General features: G+C 65.1%; 11 protein-coding genes. 9 read left to right on the top strand and 2 right to left on the bottom strand.

What is annotated here, in order from left to right:
- Positions 1-181: 181 nt before the first annotated feature.
- The 4 genes from ABMC89_RS13645 to ABMC89_RS13630 are packed head-to-tail and all read left to right on the top strand — an operon-like array spanning position 182 to position 6,078.
- Complete coding sequence (locus ABMC89_RS13645; protein ID WP_349568814.1) at positions 182-1,948, top strand: ABC transporter ATP-binding protein; 1,767 nt, start codon at positions 182-184, stop codon at positions 1,946-1,948.
- Complete coding sequence (locus tag ABMC89_RS13640) at positions 1,941-3,902, top strand: ABC transporter substrate-binding protein (RefSeq protein ID WP_349568812.1); 1,962 nt, start codon at positions 1,941-1,943, stop codon at positions 3,900-3,902. The genes ABMC89_RS13645 and ABMC89_RS13640 overlap by 8 nt, the downstream gene beginning before the upstream one ends.
- Positions 3,899-4,927 carry an ABC transporter permease gene (locus ABMC89_RS13635; RefSeq protein WP_349568810.1) on the top strand — a complete coding sequence of 343 codons (1,029 nt, stop codon included), beginning with the start codon at positions 3,899-3,901 and terminating at the stop codon, positions 4,925-4,927. Before ABMC89_RS13640 ends, ABMC89_RS13635 begins: the two co-directional genes overlap by 4 nt.
- On the top strand, positions 4,924-6,078 hold the full coding sequence (locus ABMC89_RS13630; protein WP_349568808.1) for an ABC transporter permease: 1,155 nt from the start codon (positions 4,924-4,926) through the stop codon (positions 6,076-6,078). Before ABMC89_RS13635 ends, ABMC89_RS13630 begins: the two co-directional genes overlap by 4 nt.
- 233 nt (positions 6,079-6,311) lie before the next feature.
- Here the strand turns inward: ABMC89_RS13630 and ABMC89_RS13625 are convergent, their stop codons facing one another.
- Both ABMC89_RS13625 and ABMC89_RS13620 read right to left on the bottom strand, forming a co-directional pair.
- The gene (locus ABMC89_RS13625; protein ID WP_349568806.1) at positions 6,312-7,112 is read right to left on the bottom strand and encodes an MBL fold metallo-hydrolase; all 801 of its coding nucleotides are present in this window, start codon (positions 7,110-7,112) and stop codon (positions 6,312-6,314) included.
- Positions 7,113-7,221: 109 nt separating this feature from the next.
- Positions 7,222-9,780 (bottom strand): mechanosensitive ion channel family protein, encoded by a 2,559-nt coding sequence (locus ABMC89_RS13620; RefSeq protein ID WP_349568804.1) that lies wholly within the window; start codon positions 9,778-9,780, stop codon positions 7,222-7,224.
- A gap of 198 nt (positions 9,781-9,978) precedes the next feature.
- On the opposite strand from ABMC89_RS13620, the gene ABMC89_RS13615 reads away from it, so the two are divergent.
- Genes ABMC89_RS13615 through ABMC89_RS13595 form a run of 5 tightly spaced genes read left to right on the top strand, consistent with a single transcriptional unit; the run spans position 9,979 to position 15,358 of the window.
- Positions 9,979-11,262 carry a nucleotide sugar dehydrogenase gene (locus ABMC89_RS13615; protein ID WP_349568802.1) on the top strand — a complete coding sequence of 428 codons (1,284 nt, stop codon included), beginning with the start codon at positions 9,979-9,981 and terminating at the stop codon, positions 11,260-11,262.
- A gap of 20 nt (positions 11,263-11,282) precedes the next feature.
- On the top strand, positions 11,283-12,485 hold the full coding sequence (locus tag ABMC89_RS13610) for a glycosyltransferase family protein (RefSeq protein WP_349569703.1): 1,203 nt from the start codon (positions 11,283-11,285) through the stop codon (positions 12,483-12,485).
- A 1-nt stretch (position 12,486) separates the two neighbouring features.
- Positions 12,487-13,722, top strand: coding sequence for a glycosyltransferase family 4 protein (locus tag ABMC89_RS13605; RefSeq protein ID WP_349568800.1), 1,236 nt, complete (start codon positions 12,487-12,489; stop codon positions 13,720-13,722).
- The gene (locus ABMC89_RS13600; protein WP_349568798.1) at positions 13,722-14,780 is read left to right on the top strand and encodes a glycosyltransferase family 4 protein; all 1,059 of its coding nucleotides are present in this window, start codon (positions 13,722-13,724) and stop codon (positions 14,778-14,780) included. The genes ABMC89_RS13605 and ABMC89_RS13600 overlap by 1 nt, the downstream gene beginning before the upstream one ends.
- Positions 14,777-15,358: a histidine phosphatase family protein gene (locus ABMC89_RS13595; RefSeq protein WP_349568797.1), complete on the top strand. Its 582-nt coding sequence runs from the start codon at positions 14,777-14,779 to the stop codon at positions 15,356-15,358. The genes ABMC89_RS13600 and ABMC89_RS13595 overlap by 4 nt, the downstream gene beginning before the upstream one ends.
- Positions 15,359-15,362 lie beyond the last annotated feature (4 nt).

The following is a 15,362-nucleotide window of genomic DNA, read 5'->3' as shown; positions in this document are numbered from 1 at the left end:
TGCCGAACCTAGAAGCTGCCCCAATCGAGTGCAAGGAAAACTTCGGACCCGCCCGAGCCGCGCTTTCAGCCGCTCCGGCTCCCTTGCCTGCGGACTGTCGCAGGGTCAGAACGCCGCGCCCGCAACATAGGCTGGACGGGGGCCTGCGGATCGGGTTCACTCCCACTGAAACGGGGGCCTCATGCCACTTCTGGAAGTTACATCGCTGAGTATCGGATTCGGCGCCGCACCCGCGGTTGTCGACGGCGTCAGCTTCTCGATGGAATGCGGGGAAACGCTGGCGCTGGTCGGCGAATCGGGGTCGGGAAAGACGCTGACCTGCCGGTCGATCCTGCGGCTTTTGCCTGCCAACGGCCAGCTGCGCGGCGGCAGCATCCGGTTTCAGCACGGCGACGAGAGCGTCGACATGCTGAACGCGTCGGAACGCACCTTGCGGGGGCTGCGCGGTGACCGCATTTCGATGATCTTTCAGGAGCCGATGCGGGCGCTGTCGCCGCTGCACAGGCTGGGCGATCAGGTGTCCGAAGTGCTCCACCTGCACGGCAGTATCACTGCGGCAGAGGCCAAGAAACGCGTGCTCGCTCAATTTGAAAGAGTAGGCTTTGCCGATCCGGAACGGGCGTGGCGCAGCTATCCTTTCGAGATGTCGGGCGGGATGCGCCAGCGCGCGATGATCGCCATGGCCATGGTCACGCGCCCCGATCTGCTGATTGCCGACGAACCGACGACTGCGCTGGATGTCACCACGCAGGCGCAGGTGCTGGGCCTTATCAAGGATCTACAGCGTGAAACCGGGATGGCCGTGATTCTCGTAACCCACGATCTGGGCGTCGTGGCCAACATGGCAGATCGCGTGGTGGTGATGAACGGCGGGCGGGTGATGGAGCGCGGCAGCGCGGCCGAGGTGCTGGGCGCGCCGGAACACGGCTACACCCGCAAGCTTTTCGCCGCAGCGCCGCTGATACCCGCGCAGACGCAACCGGTGCCGCCTGCCCCCCATACGGATCTGATTCTCGACATCCGCGATGTGTCCAAGACGTTCACGTTGAAATCGGGCGGATGGCGCAAGCCGATGCAGGTTGTCGCCTGCCGCGATGTCAGTCTGCAGGTGCCGCGCGGCAAGACCCTTGCGGTGGTCGGCGAAAGCGGCTCCGGAAAGACGACCTGCGCGCGCATCGCATTGGGCGCCATAACCCCCGATCCCGGCGGAGAGGTTCTGTTCCGCGCGCGCGGCGGCGCCGATCCGATCCATGTGCAGGATATGTCGCCACGGGTGCGACGGGCATTCCAGCGCGAGGCGCAGATGGTGTTCCAGGACCCCTATTCGTCACTCAGCCCGCGCATGCGCGTACAGGGCGCGCTGACCGAGCCGATGGAAATCCACGGGATCGGCACCGCCGCCGACCGCCGCGAAAAGGCCGCCGAGATGATCCGCATGGTCGGCCTGTCGCCGGACATGTTGCTTCGATACCCGCACGCGTTTTCCGGCGGCCAGCGGCAAAGGCTGTCGATCGCCCGCGCGCTGACGCTCGATCCGCAGCTTCTGGTCTGCGACGAGCCGACGAGCGCGCTGGACGTTTCGGTGCAGGACCAGATCCTGACGCTGCTCGAGGACATCCGCGAGCGCGCGGGGCTCAGCTATCTGTTCATCAGCCACGATCTGGCAGTCGTGGCGCGGATCGCGGACGAGGTGGCGGTGATGCGCGCCGGTGTCGTGGTCGAACAGGCCCCGCCGCAGACGTTGTTCCACAATCCGCAGCATCCCTACACCCGCGCCCTGATAGCGGCGCAGCCCGAACCCGACATCGCCCGCCCTATTGACCTCGATCTTGTCGCCAAGGGCGCGGGCGCGCCGTCGGGATGGCCCGAGCGGTTCCGCTTCGACGGGGCAACTGCACCGGCATTGCGGGAACTTGAACCGGGGCATAAGGTACGGTGCCATGCTTGACCGATCCCTCCTTCCAAGACTTCCCGGCCTGCGTCTGCTGACAGCGGCGCTGGCATCAACGCTGCTGCAGTTTTCCGGCGCAGCGGCGCAGCCGCCCGTTGCGGAAACCCCCTATTGGGCGGACGAGATCGACAAGGGCGCGATGCCACCCGCGGCAGACCGCATTCCGCAAGAGCCGCTTGTCGTCGATCTTGTGGCGAAGGGCCGGACGACAGGGGTGCAGGGCGGCAAGCTGCGCACCCTCGTGGGCCGCAGCAAGGACATCCGCCAGATGGTTGTCTACGGCTATGCCCGCCTTGTCGGCTATGCCCCCGATTATACGCTGCAACCCGATCTGCTGCGCGCGGTCGACGTGGAGGACGAGCGCAAGTTCACGCTGCATCTGCGCCGCGGCCACCGCTGGTCGGATGGCGCTCCGTTTACCTCGGCGGATTTCGAATACTGGTGGAAATACATCACCCTGAACGAAGAAATCACGCCGTCGGGACCGCCCGAGTGGATGATCGTCGACGGCAAGCTGGGCACCGTAACCTTCCCCGATGCCCACACCGTGGTTTTCGAATGGGACACTCCCAACCCCGGCTTTCTGCCGCTGCTGGCACAGGCGCGCCCGCCCTTCATTTACCGCCCCGCGCATTACCTCAGGCAATTCCACCTCGACTTTGCCGATCCCGAGGATCTCTTCACGTTGATCGAGCAGGAGCGCGTCAAAAGCTGGGCCGCGCTGCACAACAAGGTCGACAACATGTACAAGTTCGACAATCCCGATCTGCCGACACTGCAACCGTGGACGAACGTCACCGGAGAGGACCAGAACAGCCGCGCCATTTTCGTGCGTAACCCCTATTTCCACCGGATCGACAGCGAGGGCACCCAGCTGCCCTACATCGACACTGTGGAGATGGGGATCGTCGGCGGCGGTCTGATTGCGGCGAAGGCCAACGCGGGCGAAGTCGATCTTCAGGCGCGCGGACTGGATTTCCGCGATGTGGCAATCCTCAAGAAAGGCGAAGTCGACGGCGGCAACTACCGCGTCAACCTCTGGGCCAACGGGACCGCCAGCCAGATCGCGATCTATCCCAACCTCAATTTCGCCGATCCGGTCTGGCGCGAGGTCATGCGCGATGTGCGTTTCCGCCGCGCGCTCAGCCTCGGCATCGACCGGCGGATGATCAACCGCGCGCTCTATTTCGGGCTGGCCAACGAGGGCGGGATGAGCGCCCTGCCCCAAAGCCCGTTTTACGACCCGACCGATCTGGACGCGTGGAGCACGCTGGATCTGGACCGCGCGAACGCGCTTCTCGATGATATGGGGCTGACAGACCGCACGCCCGCGGGGCTGCGCCGCCTGCCCGACGGACGCCCCATGGAATTCGTGGTGGAAACCGCGGGCGAGCGTCAGGAAGAAGAGAACGCGCTGGCGATCATCACCGATACATGGCGCGAGCTGGGCATCCGGCTGATCATGCGCCCGCTCGACCGTGATATCCTGCGCAACCGGATCTACGCGGGCCTCAGCATGGCGGGCGTCTGGTACGGATGGGACAACGGCCTTCCGCGCGCGGAAACAGACCCTCAGTATGTCGCGCCGACACAACAGGAATTCTTTGCCTGGCCGATGTGGGGGCAATACTACCAGACAATGGGCGAGCTCGGCGAAAAGCCGGACTACCCCCCCGCCGAGCGGCTGTTACAGTTGAACTGGGACTGGGCGCATACCGATGATCCCGCCAAGCGCGAAGGGATCTGGAACGAGATGCTCGATATCCACGCCGACCAGCAATTCGCCATCGGCATCCTCAACGGTGCGCCACAGCCTGTCGTCGTCTCGCGGCGGCTGCGCAACGTCCCCGAAGAGGCCGTCTGGGCCTACGATCCCGGTGCGCATTTCGGTATCCACCGGATGGACGAGTTCTATTTTGCCGATGATCCGCAACAGGCCGCCGTCGAATGATGCTGCTGCGCTATGCCGTGTCGCGGATCGCGACGATGCTGCTGACCCTGTGGGTGGTATCGGTGCTGGTCTTCGTCATCATCAACCTGCCGCCCGGCGACTACCTCAGCAACCAGATCGCCGAACTGCGCGCCACCGGCCAGGCCGAGGGCGTGGCGAAGGCCGAATTCCTGCGCACGGAATACGCGCTCGACCGGCCGATCTGGGAGCAATACCTGATCTGGGTCGGCTTCGCCCCCGGCCCGCAGGGCTTTTCGGGGCTGATACAGGGCAACTTCGGCTGGTCTTTCGAATTCGACCGCCCCGTGGGTGAAATCGTTGGCGATGCCCTGTGGCTGACGGTTCTGGTCAATCTGGCCGCTGTGCTGTTTGTCTATCTGGTGGCGCTGCCGCTCGGCGTTCTGGCTGCGGCCCGGTCCGAAACATGGGTCGATTACACGGCGGGTTTCGTGGGCTATCTGGGCCTTGCCACGCCGAACTTCCTGCTGGCGCTGATGCTGTTCTACTACGGGCATAAATACTTCGATCTGCCCATCGGCGGCCTGATGGCCCCGCAGTTCGAGGGCGAGCCGATGTCATGGGCCAAGGTCAAATCCATCCTTGTGCACCTGATCGTTCCGACATTCGTGATCGGGACGTCCGGTGCAGCCGCGATGATGCAGCGCCTGCGTGCCAACATGCTGGATGAACTCAGCAAACCCTACGTCGAAACCGCCATCGCGAAGGGCATGAAACCATCGAAGATGCTGCGCAAATATCCCCTGCGCATGGCGTTCAATCCTTTCGTTGCGGATATCGGCAACCTGCTGCCGGCCATGGTTTCCGGGTCGGTGCTCGTGTCGGTGGTTCTGGGCCTGCAAACGATCGGCCCCTATCTGCTGACCGCCCTGAGAAGTCAGGACCAGTTCCTCGCGGGGTTCGTGCTGATGTTCGTGGCGTTCCTCACGCTGGTGGGCACGATGATATCTGACATGCTGCTGGTCCTGCTCGATCCGCGGATCCGCATGGGGAACACCCGCACATGAGCGTCCAGCCCGACAACCGCTTTGTCGATACCGAGCCATGGACAGACCACGGCGACCTGTCGGCGCCGGAACGTGCCGAATTCGACGCGCCAAGCTACGTGCTCATCTGGCGCAAGTTCCGCCGTCACAAGCTGGGCCTGATTTCGGGGCTGTTCCTGCTATTGTGCTACCTGACGCTGCCGGTGGCGGGGTTCATCGCACCCTATGCCCCGAACGAGCGCAGCGCCGATTACCTCTATCATCCGCCACAATCGATCCACCTGTGGCACGAGGGTGATTTTATCGGCCCCTTCGTCTATGCCACCACCGCCGAGGCGGATCTGGTCAACTACCGCTGGCGCTACACCGAAGACGCCAGCACGCCGAAGCCCCTCGAATACTTCTGCGAGGGCGAGACCTATCGCCTCTTCGGACTTATCCCCTCCGACACGCATCTCTTCTGCGCCCCCGAAGACGCGACGGTTTTCCTGTGGGGCTCCGACAGGCTTGGCCGCGATGTCTTCAGCCGCATCCTCTACGGGGCACAGCTGTCGCTGACCGTGGGGCTGATCGGCATCACAGTCAGCTTCACCCTGGGCATCTTTTTCGGCGCCCTTGCGGGCTATTTCGGCGGACGCACGGACTGGTTCATCAACCGCGTGATCGAGATCCTGCGCTCGCTGCCGGAACTGCCCCTGTGGCTGGCCCTCTCTGCCGCGGTGCCCTCGAACTGGGGGCCGGTCGCCGTCTTCTTTATCATCTCGATCATCCTTGGCATTCTCGACTGGCCTGGCCTTGCGCGCGCGGTCAGGGCAAAGTTCCTGTCCCTGCGCGAGGAGGAATACGTGCGCGCCGCCGAGATGATGGGCGCCCGCCCCGGTCGCGTCATTCGCCGTCATTTGTTGCCGAACTTCATGTCTCACCTGATCGCCAGCGCCACCCTGTCGATCCCGGCGATGATCCTCGGCGAAACAGCGCTGAGCTTTCTCGGTCTGGGGCTGCGTGCCCCCGCCGTCAGTTGGGGGGTGATGCTCAACGACGCGCAGAACCTCGCCAGCATCGAAATCTACCCCTGGACCGCGATCCCCATGCTGCCGATCATCGTGGTGGTGCTCGCGTTCAACTTCCTCGGGGATGGCCTGCGTGCGTCGCTCGACCCCTACCGCAACTGACCGCGCCAAGCGCCACACCGCGTCTCCATTTTGCCGATAAACTCCGGAGAGCGCGAGAGGCAGAGCCTCTCGCAAGGGCCCCCGGGCCCCTTTCTCCCCGTCTCTACACCCGCCCAACGAAACAGGGCGCCCCCCTTGCGGGAAGCGCCCTCTGCCGAACCGGCAATCCTCTTTAAAAACGCGGGCGCTTGCGCCCGCGCCGGTCGGATGCGCCATGGCGCATCCGAAACACCTCAGCCCAGCTCGCCGGGGGCGTACCAATCGCCCATCTTCACTTCGGTATCCGTACCGACCATCTTGGCGAAGGCCTCGGGGTCCTGCGTGCCACCGTCGCGGCCACGGTAGTGGTAGGGATAGACGTAGGTAGGCTTGAACTCGGCCACAGCCGATGCAGCGGCATTGGCATCCATGGTGAACGGAAGGTTCATGCTGATGAAGGCCAGATCGATGTTCTCCAGCGCACGCATCTCGGGGGTGTCTTCGGTATCTCCCGAGACATACATGCGGAAGCCTTCGAAGTTCAGCACATAGCCGTTGTCGCGGCCCTCGGGATGGAAATTCTTGCGCTCTTCGGTGATGTTGTAGGCGGGGATCGCCTCGATTGACAGACCCTCGAAGCTGGCCGTGCCGCCGTTGGCGACCTCGCTGGCCTGCGCCTGCATCGCCGTGGGCAGCATCGCGTAAACCGCGGGGTTGGCGATGATCTGCGTCCCTTCGGCGACAACTGCATCCAGTGTGTCCTGGTTATAGTGATCGCCATGCTCATGGGTGATCAGGACCAGATCCGCGGCGGGCATACCTTCGTATTTTTCCGCGCCACCGACCGGATCGACGTAGATCACGCCGACCGGCGTCTCGGCCACGAAAGACGCGTGCGACACCGGCGAAATCGTGATCTTGCCAGCGGGGGTATCGAATGTATCGGCGGCATGGGCTGCGGCCGTTGCGGCGTAGGGCAGGATGGTCACGGCACCTGCTGCGGCAGCGGTGCCGATCAGGAAATGGCGGCGGGACGGGCGAGCGAATTCGGTCATTGGAAACTCCCTGTTTCAGTAAGATGCGCCATGACCTAGCGGGGGCGCGCACCGCTTCAAGCCGCCCGCCTGCCCGTCGGCGCACAATGGCCTGCGCATCCTTGCAGGGTCAGCGGTCGTCGCCGGTCTCCCCGGCCCCGGGCGCCAGATCGTCTTCCTCCAGCGATGCATGGGCGGCGGCGGCCACTTCGCGTTTCTGCGTCTCGCTCAGATCGGACGCCTTGCCGTCGGCAAGGCGCACCGTCACCTCGCGGTGCGCGAACTTGATGCCTTCGCGCTCGAACAGGATGCGGATTTCCTCGTAGACGCGTTTGCGGATGACCCACTGGTCGCCGGGTTTGGTCATGAACTTGACGCGGATGATCATCGCGCTGTCCTGCATCTCGATCACGCCCTGGGATTTCAGCGGCTGGATGAAATCCGCCCCGATCACCGGATCCTCCAGCAATTCCTGCCCCAGCTTCTTGATCAGCTTGCGCACCCGCTCCACGTCGGTGTCGTAGGTCACGCGCAGGGGCAGTTTCATCATCACCCAGTCACGGCTGTAGTTGGTCATCACCTGCAACTCGCCAAAGGGGATGGTGTGCAGCGCACCCAGATGGTGACGCAGCTGGAAGGACCGGACCGAGATTTTCTCGACCGTGCCCTTCACGCCCCCCACATCGAGGTATTCGCCCTTGCGGAACGCGTCGTCGAACAGAAAGAACGCACCGGCGAAGATATCGCGCACCAGCGCCTGACTGCCAAAGCCTACGGCGATGCCGACGATCCCCGCACCGGCAAAAAGCGGGCCGACGTTGATCCCGATTTCCATCAACACGATCAGCACGATGGTCACCACCACCACGATCAGCACGATATTGCGGAAAAGCGGCAGCAGGGTCGCAAGCCGCGACGCCGAAGATCCCCCGCCCTCGTCGCCCAGTTCCGCCTCCTGCTCGTCCCCGACTTCTTCCGCGATCTTGGTGTCGATCCAGATGCGGAAGGCGTGGTAGACGATATAGCCGATGAAAATGATGACCATGATATCGAGCAGGCTGTCGGCAAGGCTTTCGACCATCTGCGCGCCATCGTTGTCCCAGATATAGAAGAAGGCATAGGCCCCCGCCACGAAGGCAAGAATGCCTGCAACGCGACGCGCCAGCGCCTCGAAACTGTTGAGCGTGCGCACCGGCGCGATCTGCTCGTCGGCCGGATCCTCTTCGGCCAGCGCGGCGTCGGGGGTCGCCGAAGGCACGGGCTGTGCGGGTTCGATCCGCGCGGCCAGAGGGCCCGCAGCCGTACCCGCGCCCAGCGCCAGATCCTCCCCGTCAGGGTCGGGGCCGTCCTCCTCTGCCCCTTGCATCCGCAAGGCTTCGGCGTGCAGGCGTTCTGCTTCGGCGGCCTCAAGCTCGGCCTGCCTGTGGCGCATCGCGCGCACAGCGCGGGCACGGGCAAAGCCACGTTCGATCAGGTAATTCACCACGCCGTAGACTACGATGATCGAGATCAGGATGCCATAGGCCCCCGCGATCAGCGGGATCGAAGACGGGTTTTCGAGGATCAGGTCGATTGTCAGTTCGACCCACGCAAACAGAACGTAGAAGATCACCACCGGCGCCCATGCGCGGCTGAGCAGACGCAAGAGGAAGCCGACCTCGGCAGGTTCCTTGCCGTTGCGCAGCGCCGTCGAAATCGCGCACCGGTTCACAAGGACCATCACGATGTTGAACACCACCACAACCGCCGAAAGCGTCGCGGCAACCAGCGCGTATACGTCATAGTTCAGGCCCAACTCGCCGATCCAGATCCCGAACAGAATGGCACAGATATCGAAACTGCCCAATATCCACAGCCACCTGTGCAGACGCAGCGCGTCGCGGTTGCTGAGGGCGGGAATGCGGTATTGCTCGAGGTAGGGAGACAGGATCATCCGCCACAGCCCCGCGACGAACCGGCAACAGAAATAGCCGAGGTTGATCAGGGTCACCGTGAACTGGACCGCGCTGTCTTCGATCGGGCCGAAGATCAGCGCGCCCAGCACATAGGCCACCGTCATCGACACCAGAATACCCAGCACCCCCATCCCGAAACGGAACACCAGAAACGGCATCTTCTGCGCATAGCCTTGCGGATCTTCCATCACGCGGTCCACGACGAAGCGCCGTGCGAGGCGTTTTCCGAATACCTCGCGCTCGACCACGACACCGACAGCAAAAAGCAGCAGGCTGTAGAGCAGCAGCCTGCCGAAGAGCATGATCGTCCCGTCGGGAGATGCGGCGCGCAGGATATAGGCGACTTCGTTGATCGCGTCCGGCATGTCGCGGATGCGCTCGACCAGCGCGTCGCGCAGGGCATCCGCCCTTTCCTGCGCTTTCATCAAATTCGCGCCCTCGCTGGCGGCGCGTTCTGCCTGCACCTCACCTGCGGCGGGCAGGCCGCCGCCTTCCGCAAGACGTCCGTCCGCATCGATGACCACGATACCGACACCCGCGCGCGCCGCTTCGCGCAGCGCGTCTGCCAGCGGGCCGCCCGGGGTTTGCGCCGACTGCGGCTCGGCATCCCCGGCGGCAGCGCTGGTGTCGGGCACGAGAGAGCCCAAACCCTGCGCTGCGCCGCCCTGCGGCAGTCCGGCGAACAGCGATAATGCGACCAGCGCCAGTATGCCGATGAATGATATCTTGGGCATGAATGCCGTCCCCCTGCGTCCGTGCCCGGCGGGCCCTGCCCCTCCGACGCTAGGGCGCGCAGGCCCACAATGCAATTCTGACAAGGCCCGCAGGCGCAAGGCAGCACTGCGAATTCGGGTTTTGCATGCGCGCGGAAGCTGTGCCATAGCGGGTTGCGGGCGCTGGCCGCCTGCCGACACCGCCCGAGGAAAGACCGCATGACCGACCCCGCCCGCGCCGACACGCGCATCGCAGTTCTGGGCCTTGGCTATGTGGGTCTGCCTCTGGCCCTTGCGCTGGCGCGCGCGGGCTTTGACACCCTAGGCTACGACATCCACCCGCCCGTGATCGATGCGTTGCGCGGTGGCCGCGATCCCAACGGTGAGATTTCGGACGAGAAAGTCGCCGCGACGCAAGCGCGATTTTCCCACGACAGCGCCGATCTGGCGGGGGCGAATGTGTTCATCATCGCGGTCCCGACCCCGATCACCGACGCCAAGGCCCCCGATCTCGGGCCCGTTCTGGGCGCCTGCGCGTCCATCGCGCCGCACCTGACCCCCGGTGCCATCGTGGTTCTGGAAAGCACCGTCTACCCCGGCGTCACCGAAGAAATCTGCGGCCCCGCCCTTGCGGCGGGCAGCGGTCTGCGCGTGGGCGACGAGATCAAGCTGGCCTACAGCCCTGAACGGGTGAACCCCGGCGACGCCGAACATTCCATGGAAAACGTCGTGAAAATCATCGCCGCGCAGGACGAAGAGACACTCGACCGCGTCGATGCGATCTATGCGCCGGTGGTGAAGGCCGGGCTGCACCGTGCGCCCTCTATCGCCACCGCCGAGGCCGCCAAGGTCATCGAGAACACGCAGCGCGATCTCAATATCGCGCTGGTCAACGAATTTGCGCTGATCTTCTCCAGGCTCGGACTGGACACGCTCGACGTGTTGGAGGCGGCGGGAACGAAGTGGAATTTCCTGCCGTTCCGCCCCGGTCTGGTGGGTGGACACTGTATCGGTGTTGACCCTTACTACCTGACCTACCGCGCCGAACAGCTGGGCTATCACCCTGAGGTCATTCTGGCGGGTCGGCGGATCAACGATCACATGGGCGCGCATGTGGCCCAGACGCTGATCAAGGAAATGCTGCGGCGCGATATTGGTGTGCGCAGCGCGCGCATCCTGATCCTTGGCTACACGTTCAAGGAAAACTGCGCAGACACCCGCAACACCCGTGTCGCCGACATCGTGACCGAACTGGCCGATTATGCCGCCACGGTCGAGGTGCACGACCCCTGGGTCGGTGTGGACCGGCTGGAAAACGAACACGGCGTCGCCGCCATCGCCGCCCCCGCGACCGGCGCCTACGATGCGGTCGTTGTCGCCGTGGGGCACCGCGAATTCGTCGAACTTGGCGCCGATGCCATCCGCGCCTTTGGCAAGCCGGGCGCAGTGGTTTATGACATCAAGGGAATATTCGGAAAATCGGGCAGCGATCTGAGGCTCTGAAAGATGCAAGACAGGTGAATATGCCCCAACAGGCCATTGCCCAAGCGAATGCCCGTGCGCCTGCGCGACGCATCATGTTCTACAGTCACGATACGTTCGGGTTGGGGCATCTGCGCCGGTCGCGGGCGCTGGCCACCGCCTTGACCGAAGGGGACGAGAGCGCATCGGCCATCATCCTGACCGGATCGCCCGTTGCGGGGCGTTTCACGTTTCCCGAACGGGTTGACCATATCCGCCTGCCCGGCGTGACCAAACTGCCCGACGGCTCCTACATCAGCTCGACGCTCGGCCTTGATATCGAGCGCACCACCAGCCTGCGGTCGGGGCTGATCCAGTCGGCGGTCGAACAATACCGTCCCGATCTTCTGATCGTGGACAAGGAACCGGCAGGGTTTCGCGGTGAACTGCTGCCGACGCTGGAATGGCTGCAAGAACAGGGCACCTGCCGTGTGGTTCTGGGTTTGCGCGATGTGCTGGACGACCCCAAGGTGCTGGCGGCGGAGTGGCTTCGCAAGGATGCCGTGCGCGCCGCCGAAGCCTATTATGACGAGTTCTGGGTCTACGGGCTGAAAGATGTCTACGACCCGACCGAGGGGCTGCCGTTTTCGGACGCGACCCGCGCGCGGCTGCACTACACCGGATATCTGCGCCGCGAGATCGTCGAAGCCGACGATGTACCCCGGACGCCCTATATCCTCATAACACCGGGCGGTGGCGGCGATGGCGCGGCGATGGTCAGTCAGGTGCTCGAAGCCTACGAAACCGACCCGACGCTCAAACCCGATGCGGTTCTGGTCTACGGCCCGTTCCTGTCGGGCGAGGTGCGCGAGGCGCTCGACAAACGCGTCGACGCGCTTGGTGGCCGGGTTGCGGCCACGGGCTTCGACAGCCGGATCGAGGCGCTTTTCGCCGGGGCGCAGGGCGTTGTCTGCATGGGCGGTTACAACACGTTTTGCGAAGTGCTGAGTTTCGATCAGCGCGCGGTCATCGTGCCGCGCACCACGCCGCGTCTGGAACAGTGGATCCGCGCCAGCCGCGCGGAGGAACTGGGCCTTGTGCGGATGCTGGACGAACGCCGTGACGGCACCGGTCCTGCCCCGATGATCGCGGCGATCCGGGGTCTGGCGGATCAACCGAAACCCTCGCAGGCCGGTGCCGACGGGCTACTGGACGGGCTCGATGAAGTGGTGCGCCGCGCCCATATCCTCATGGAAAGGGACTGACATGACGCACCCGACCTTTGCAGTCGTGGTCAAGGGCTGGCCCCGCCTGAGCGAGACTTTCATCGCGCAGGAACTCGTCGCGCTCGAAGAGGCGGGCATAGATTTCGCGCTGTGGTCCCTGCGCCACCCCACGGACACCAAGACACATCCGCTGCACGACCGTCTGCGGGCGCCGGTCTATTACCTGCCCGAATACCTGCATCAGGAACCGCGCCGCGTTCACGAGGCAATGGGCGCCGCTACGGCCCTGCCCGGGTTCGATGCCGCCGCCGATGCCTACGCCCGCGATCTGGCCCGCGACGACACGCCGAACCGCCGCCGCCGCTGGGGGCAGGCCTGCGTACTCGCACATGAGGCGGGCGACGGTCTGGCCGCGCTCTACGCGCATTTCCTGCATACGCCTTCATCGGTCGCGCGCTACGCCGCGATCCTGCGCGGGCTTCCGTGGTCGTTCTCGGCCCATGCCAAGGACATCTGGACATCACCCAACTGGGAATTGCGCGAGAAACTGGCAGACGACAGTTTTGGCGCGGCATTCGGCGCCACCTGCACGGGCTTCGGGGCCGAACACCTGAAATCACTGGCCGACCGCGAGGACCGTGTCGATCTGGTGTACCATGGTCTGGATCTGGACCGGTTCCCCGCGCCTCCCGACCGCGCGCCGCGCGCGCCGCAGGATCCGCTGCGGATGATGTCGGTGGGACGGCTGGTCGAGAAGAAGGGGTTCGACACGCTGATCGACTCGCTTGCGCTGCTGCCGACCGACATGCCGTGGACATGGACCCATATCGGCGGTGGCCCTCTGGCCGACGCGATGCGCACGCGCGCCGACGACCGCGGCGTCGCGGACCGGATCACGTGGCGCGGAGCCTGCGACCAGCCCGAAGTGATCGCCGCCATGCGCGCGGCGGACCTCTTCGTGCTGCCGTCGCGTATCGCGGCGGATGGCGACCGCGACGGGCTGCCCAACGTCCTGATGGAAGCGGCAAGCCAGCGGTTGCCGATCCTTGCCACGCCGGTTTCCGCGATCCCCGAATTCATCGACAACGAAACCCACGGACTGCTGGCCGAAGACAGCCCCGCAGCCTTTGCCGACGGGATGCAGCGGATCGGTGCAGATCCGGCGCTGGGGCCGCGCCTGGCGGATGCTGCATACGCGCGTCTTCACGCCGAATTCACCATGGCACCGGGGATCCGCCACCTTGCCGCGCGGCTCCGCGGCCTGCTGGAGCGCTGATGCGACTGGCGTTCTACGCGCCGCTGAAATCCCCGCAACACGGGGTGCCATCGGGCGACCGCGCGATGGCGCTGGGCCTCGTGACAGCTCTGGAAGAGGCGGGGCACGACGTGACGCTGGCCGCCGACCTGCGCAGCCGCGACGGCGCGGGCGATGCAGATACCCAAAGGCGCATCATGGCCGAGGCAGAAGGGCTGCTGCCCGATCTTGTCGCGCGCGGCAGGCGCGAGGGCTGGGGCGCGTGGATCACCTACCACAATTACTACAAGGCCCCCGATCTGCTGGGCCCCGCCGTGACCCGTGCGCTCAAGATCCCCTACCTGCTGGTGGAAGCGACCCGCGCGCGCAAGCGTCTGGGAGGGCCGTGGGACAGCTTTGCCCGCGCGGCCGAGGCCGCGACCGATGCGGCGGATGTGGTTTTCTACCTGACCGAAAGCGACCGTCAGGCGCTGGCCGCATATGCGCCACCGGGGCAGGTCCTTTTGCACCTGCGCCCCTTCCTGCACCGCCACGATCTGCCACCGCCCGCCAGGGGCGACACGCTTCTTGCCGTGGGCATGATGCGCGTGGCCGCCAAATCCGCTTCTTACGCGCTGATTGCCCGGACGCTTGCACTCTGCCCCGATGCGCCCCTGCTTGAGATCGTGGGCGACGGTCCGGCCCGCGACCGGGTGGAACAGATGATGGCCACGCTGGGGGCGCGCGTGCGTTTTCTGGGTGCGCTCGCCCCCGCCGCAGTTGATGAGGCCTTCGCGCGGGCACGGCTGATGATCTGGCCCGGCGTCGACGAGGCATTCGGCATGGTCTACCTCGAAGCGCAGGCGCATGGGCTGCCCGTGGTCGCACAGGACCGCGACGGCGTGCGCGACGTTCTTTTCCCGCGCGCCTACCCGTCGGTGGCGGAAGGGGCCGCAGGGCTTGCGCGGTTGCTGCAAGACACATTGAACGCCCCACCGGATCCGGAGGCCATACGAGACCATATCCGCGCGCATCACCTGCTGCATTCGGCTGTCCATACGCTGGCGCACGGTCTTGCCCTCGCAGGGGTGGTACGATGATACGGTTGGCGCTTTTGCGGCATGGCCACACCGCATGGAACCGCGAGGGGCGCGTGCAGGGCCGCAGCGATATCCCGCTCGACTCGGAGGCGCGCGACGCGCTGGCGCGGCTGGCGCTGCCCGCACCTTGGGATCGGGCCGTACTTGTCTCCAGCCCGCTGATGCGGGCGCGCGAAACCGCGCGGCTTGTCAGCGGTCGCCACCCACAGGAGGTGGCAGCGCTGACCGAAATGAACTGGGGCGACTGGGAAGGCAGGCGGGCGGTGGACCTGCGGGCCGACCCTTCCTGCGATCACCGCGATATCGAAAGCTGGGGGTGGCACTATCGCCCCCCCGGCGGCGAAAGCCCCGCCGAGGTGCGCGACCGGCTGTCGCCGTGGCTGGACGGGCTACGCACCGACACCGTTGCCGTCTGTCACATCGGCGTCATGCGCGTACTGATGGCACTGGCGACCGGATGGTATTTCGACGGGCCCGCCCCTTTCACGGTGAAGCGCAACCGCCTGTTCATCCTCGAAGGCGCAGCGGGACGATGGACGCTTGCGCCCGATCCTGTCAGGCTGGAGGTACGCCCGTGAAAGT

The sequence above is a fragment of the Sulfitobacter sp. HNIBRBA3233 genome, from assembly GCF_040149665.1.
Taxonomy (GTDB): Bacteria; Pseudomonadota; Alphaproteobacteria; order Rhodobacterales; family Rhodobacteraceae; genus Sulfitobacter; species Sulfitobacter marinivivus.
This window is presented reverse-complemented; position numbering and strand designations above follow the sequence as displayed.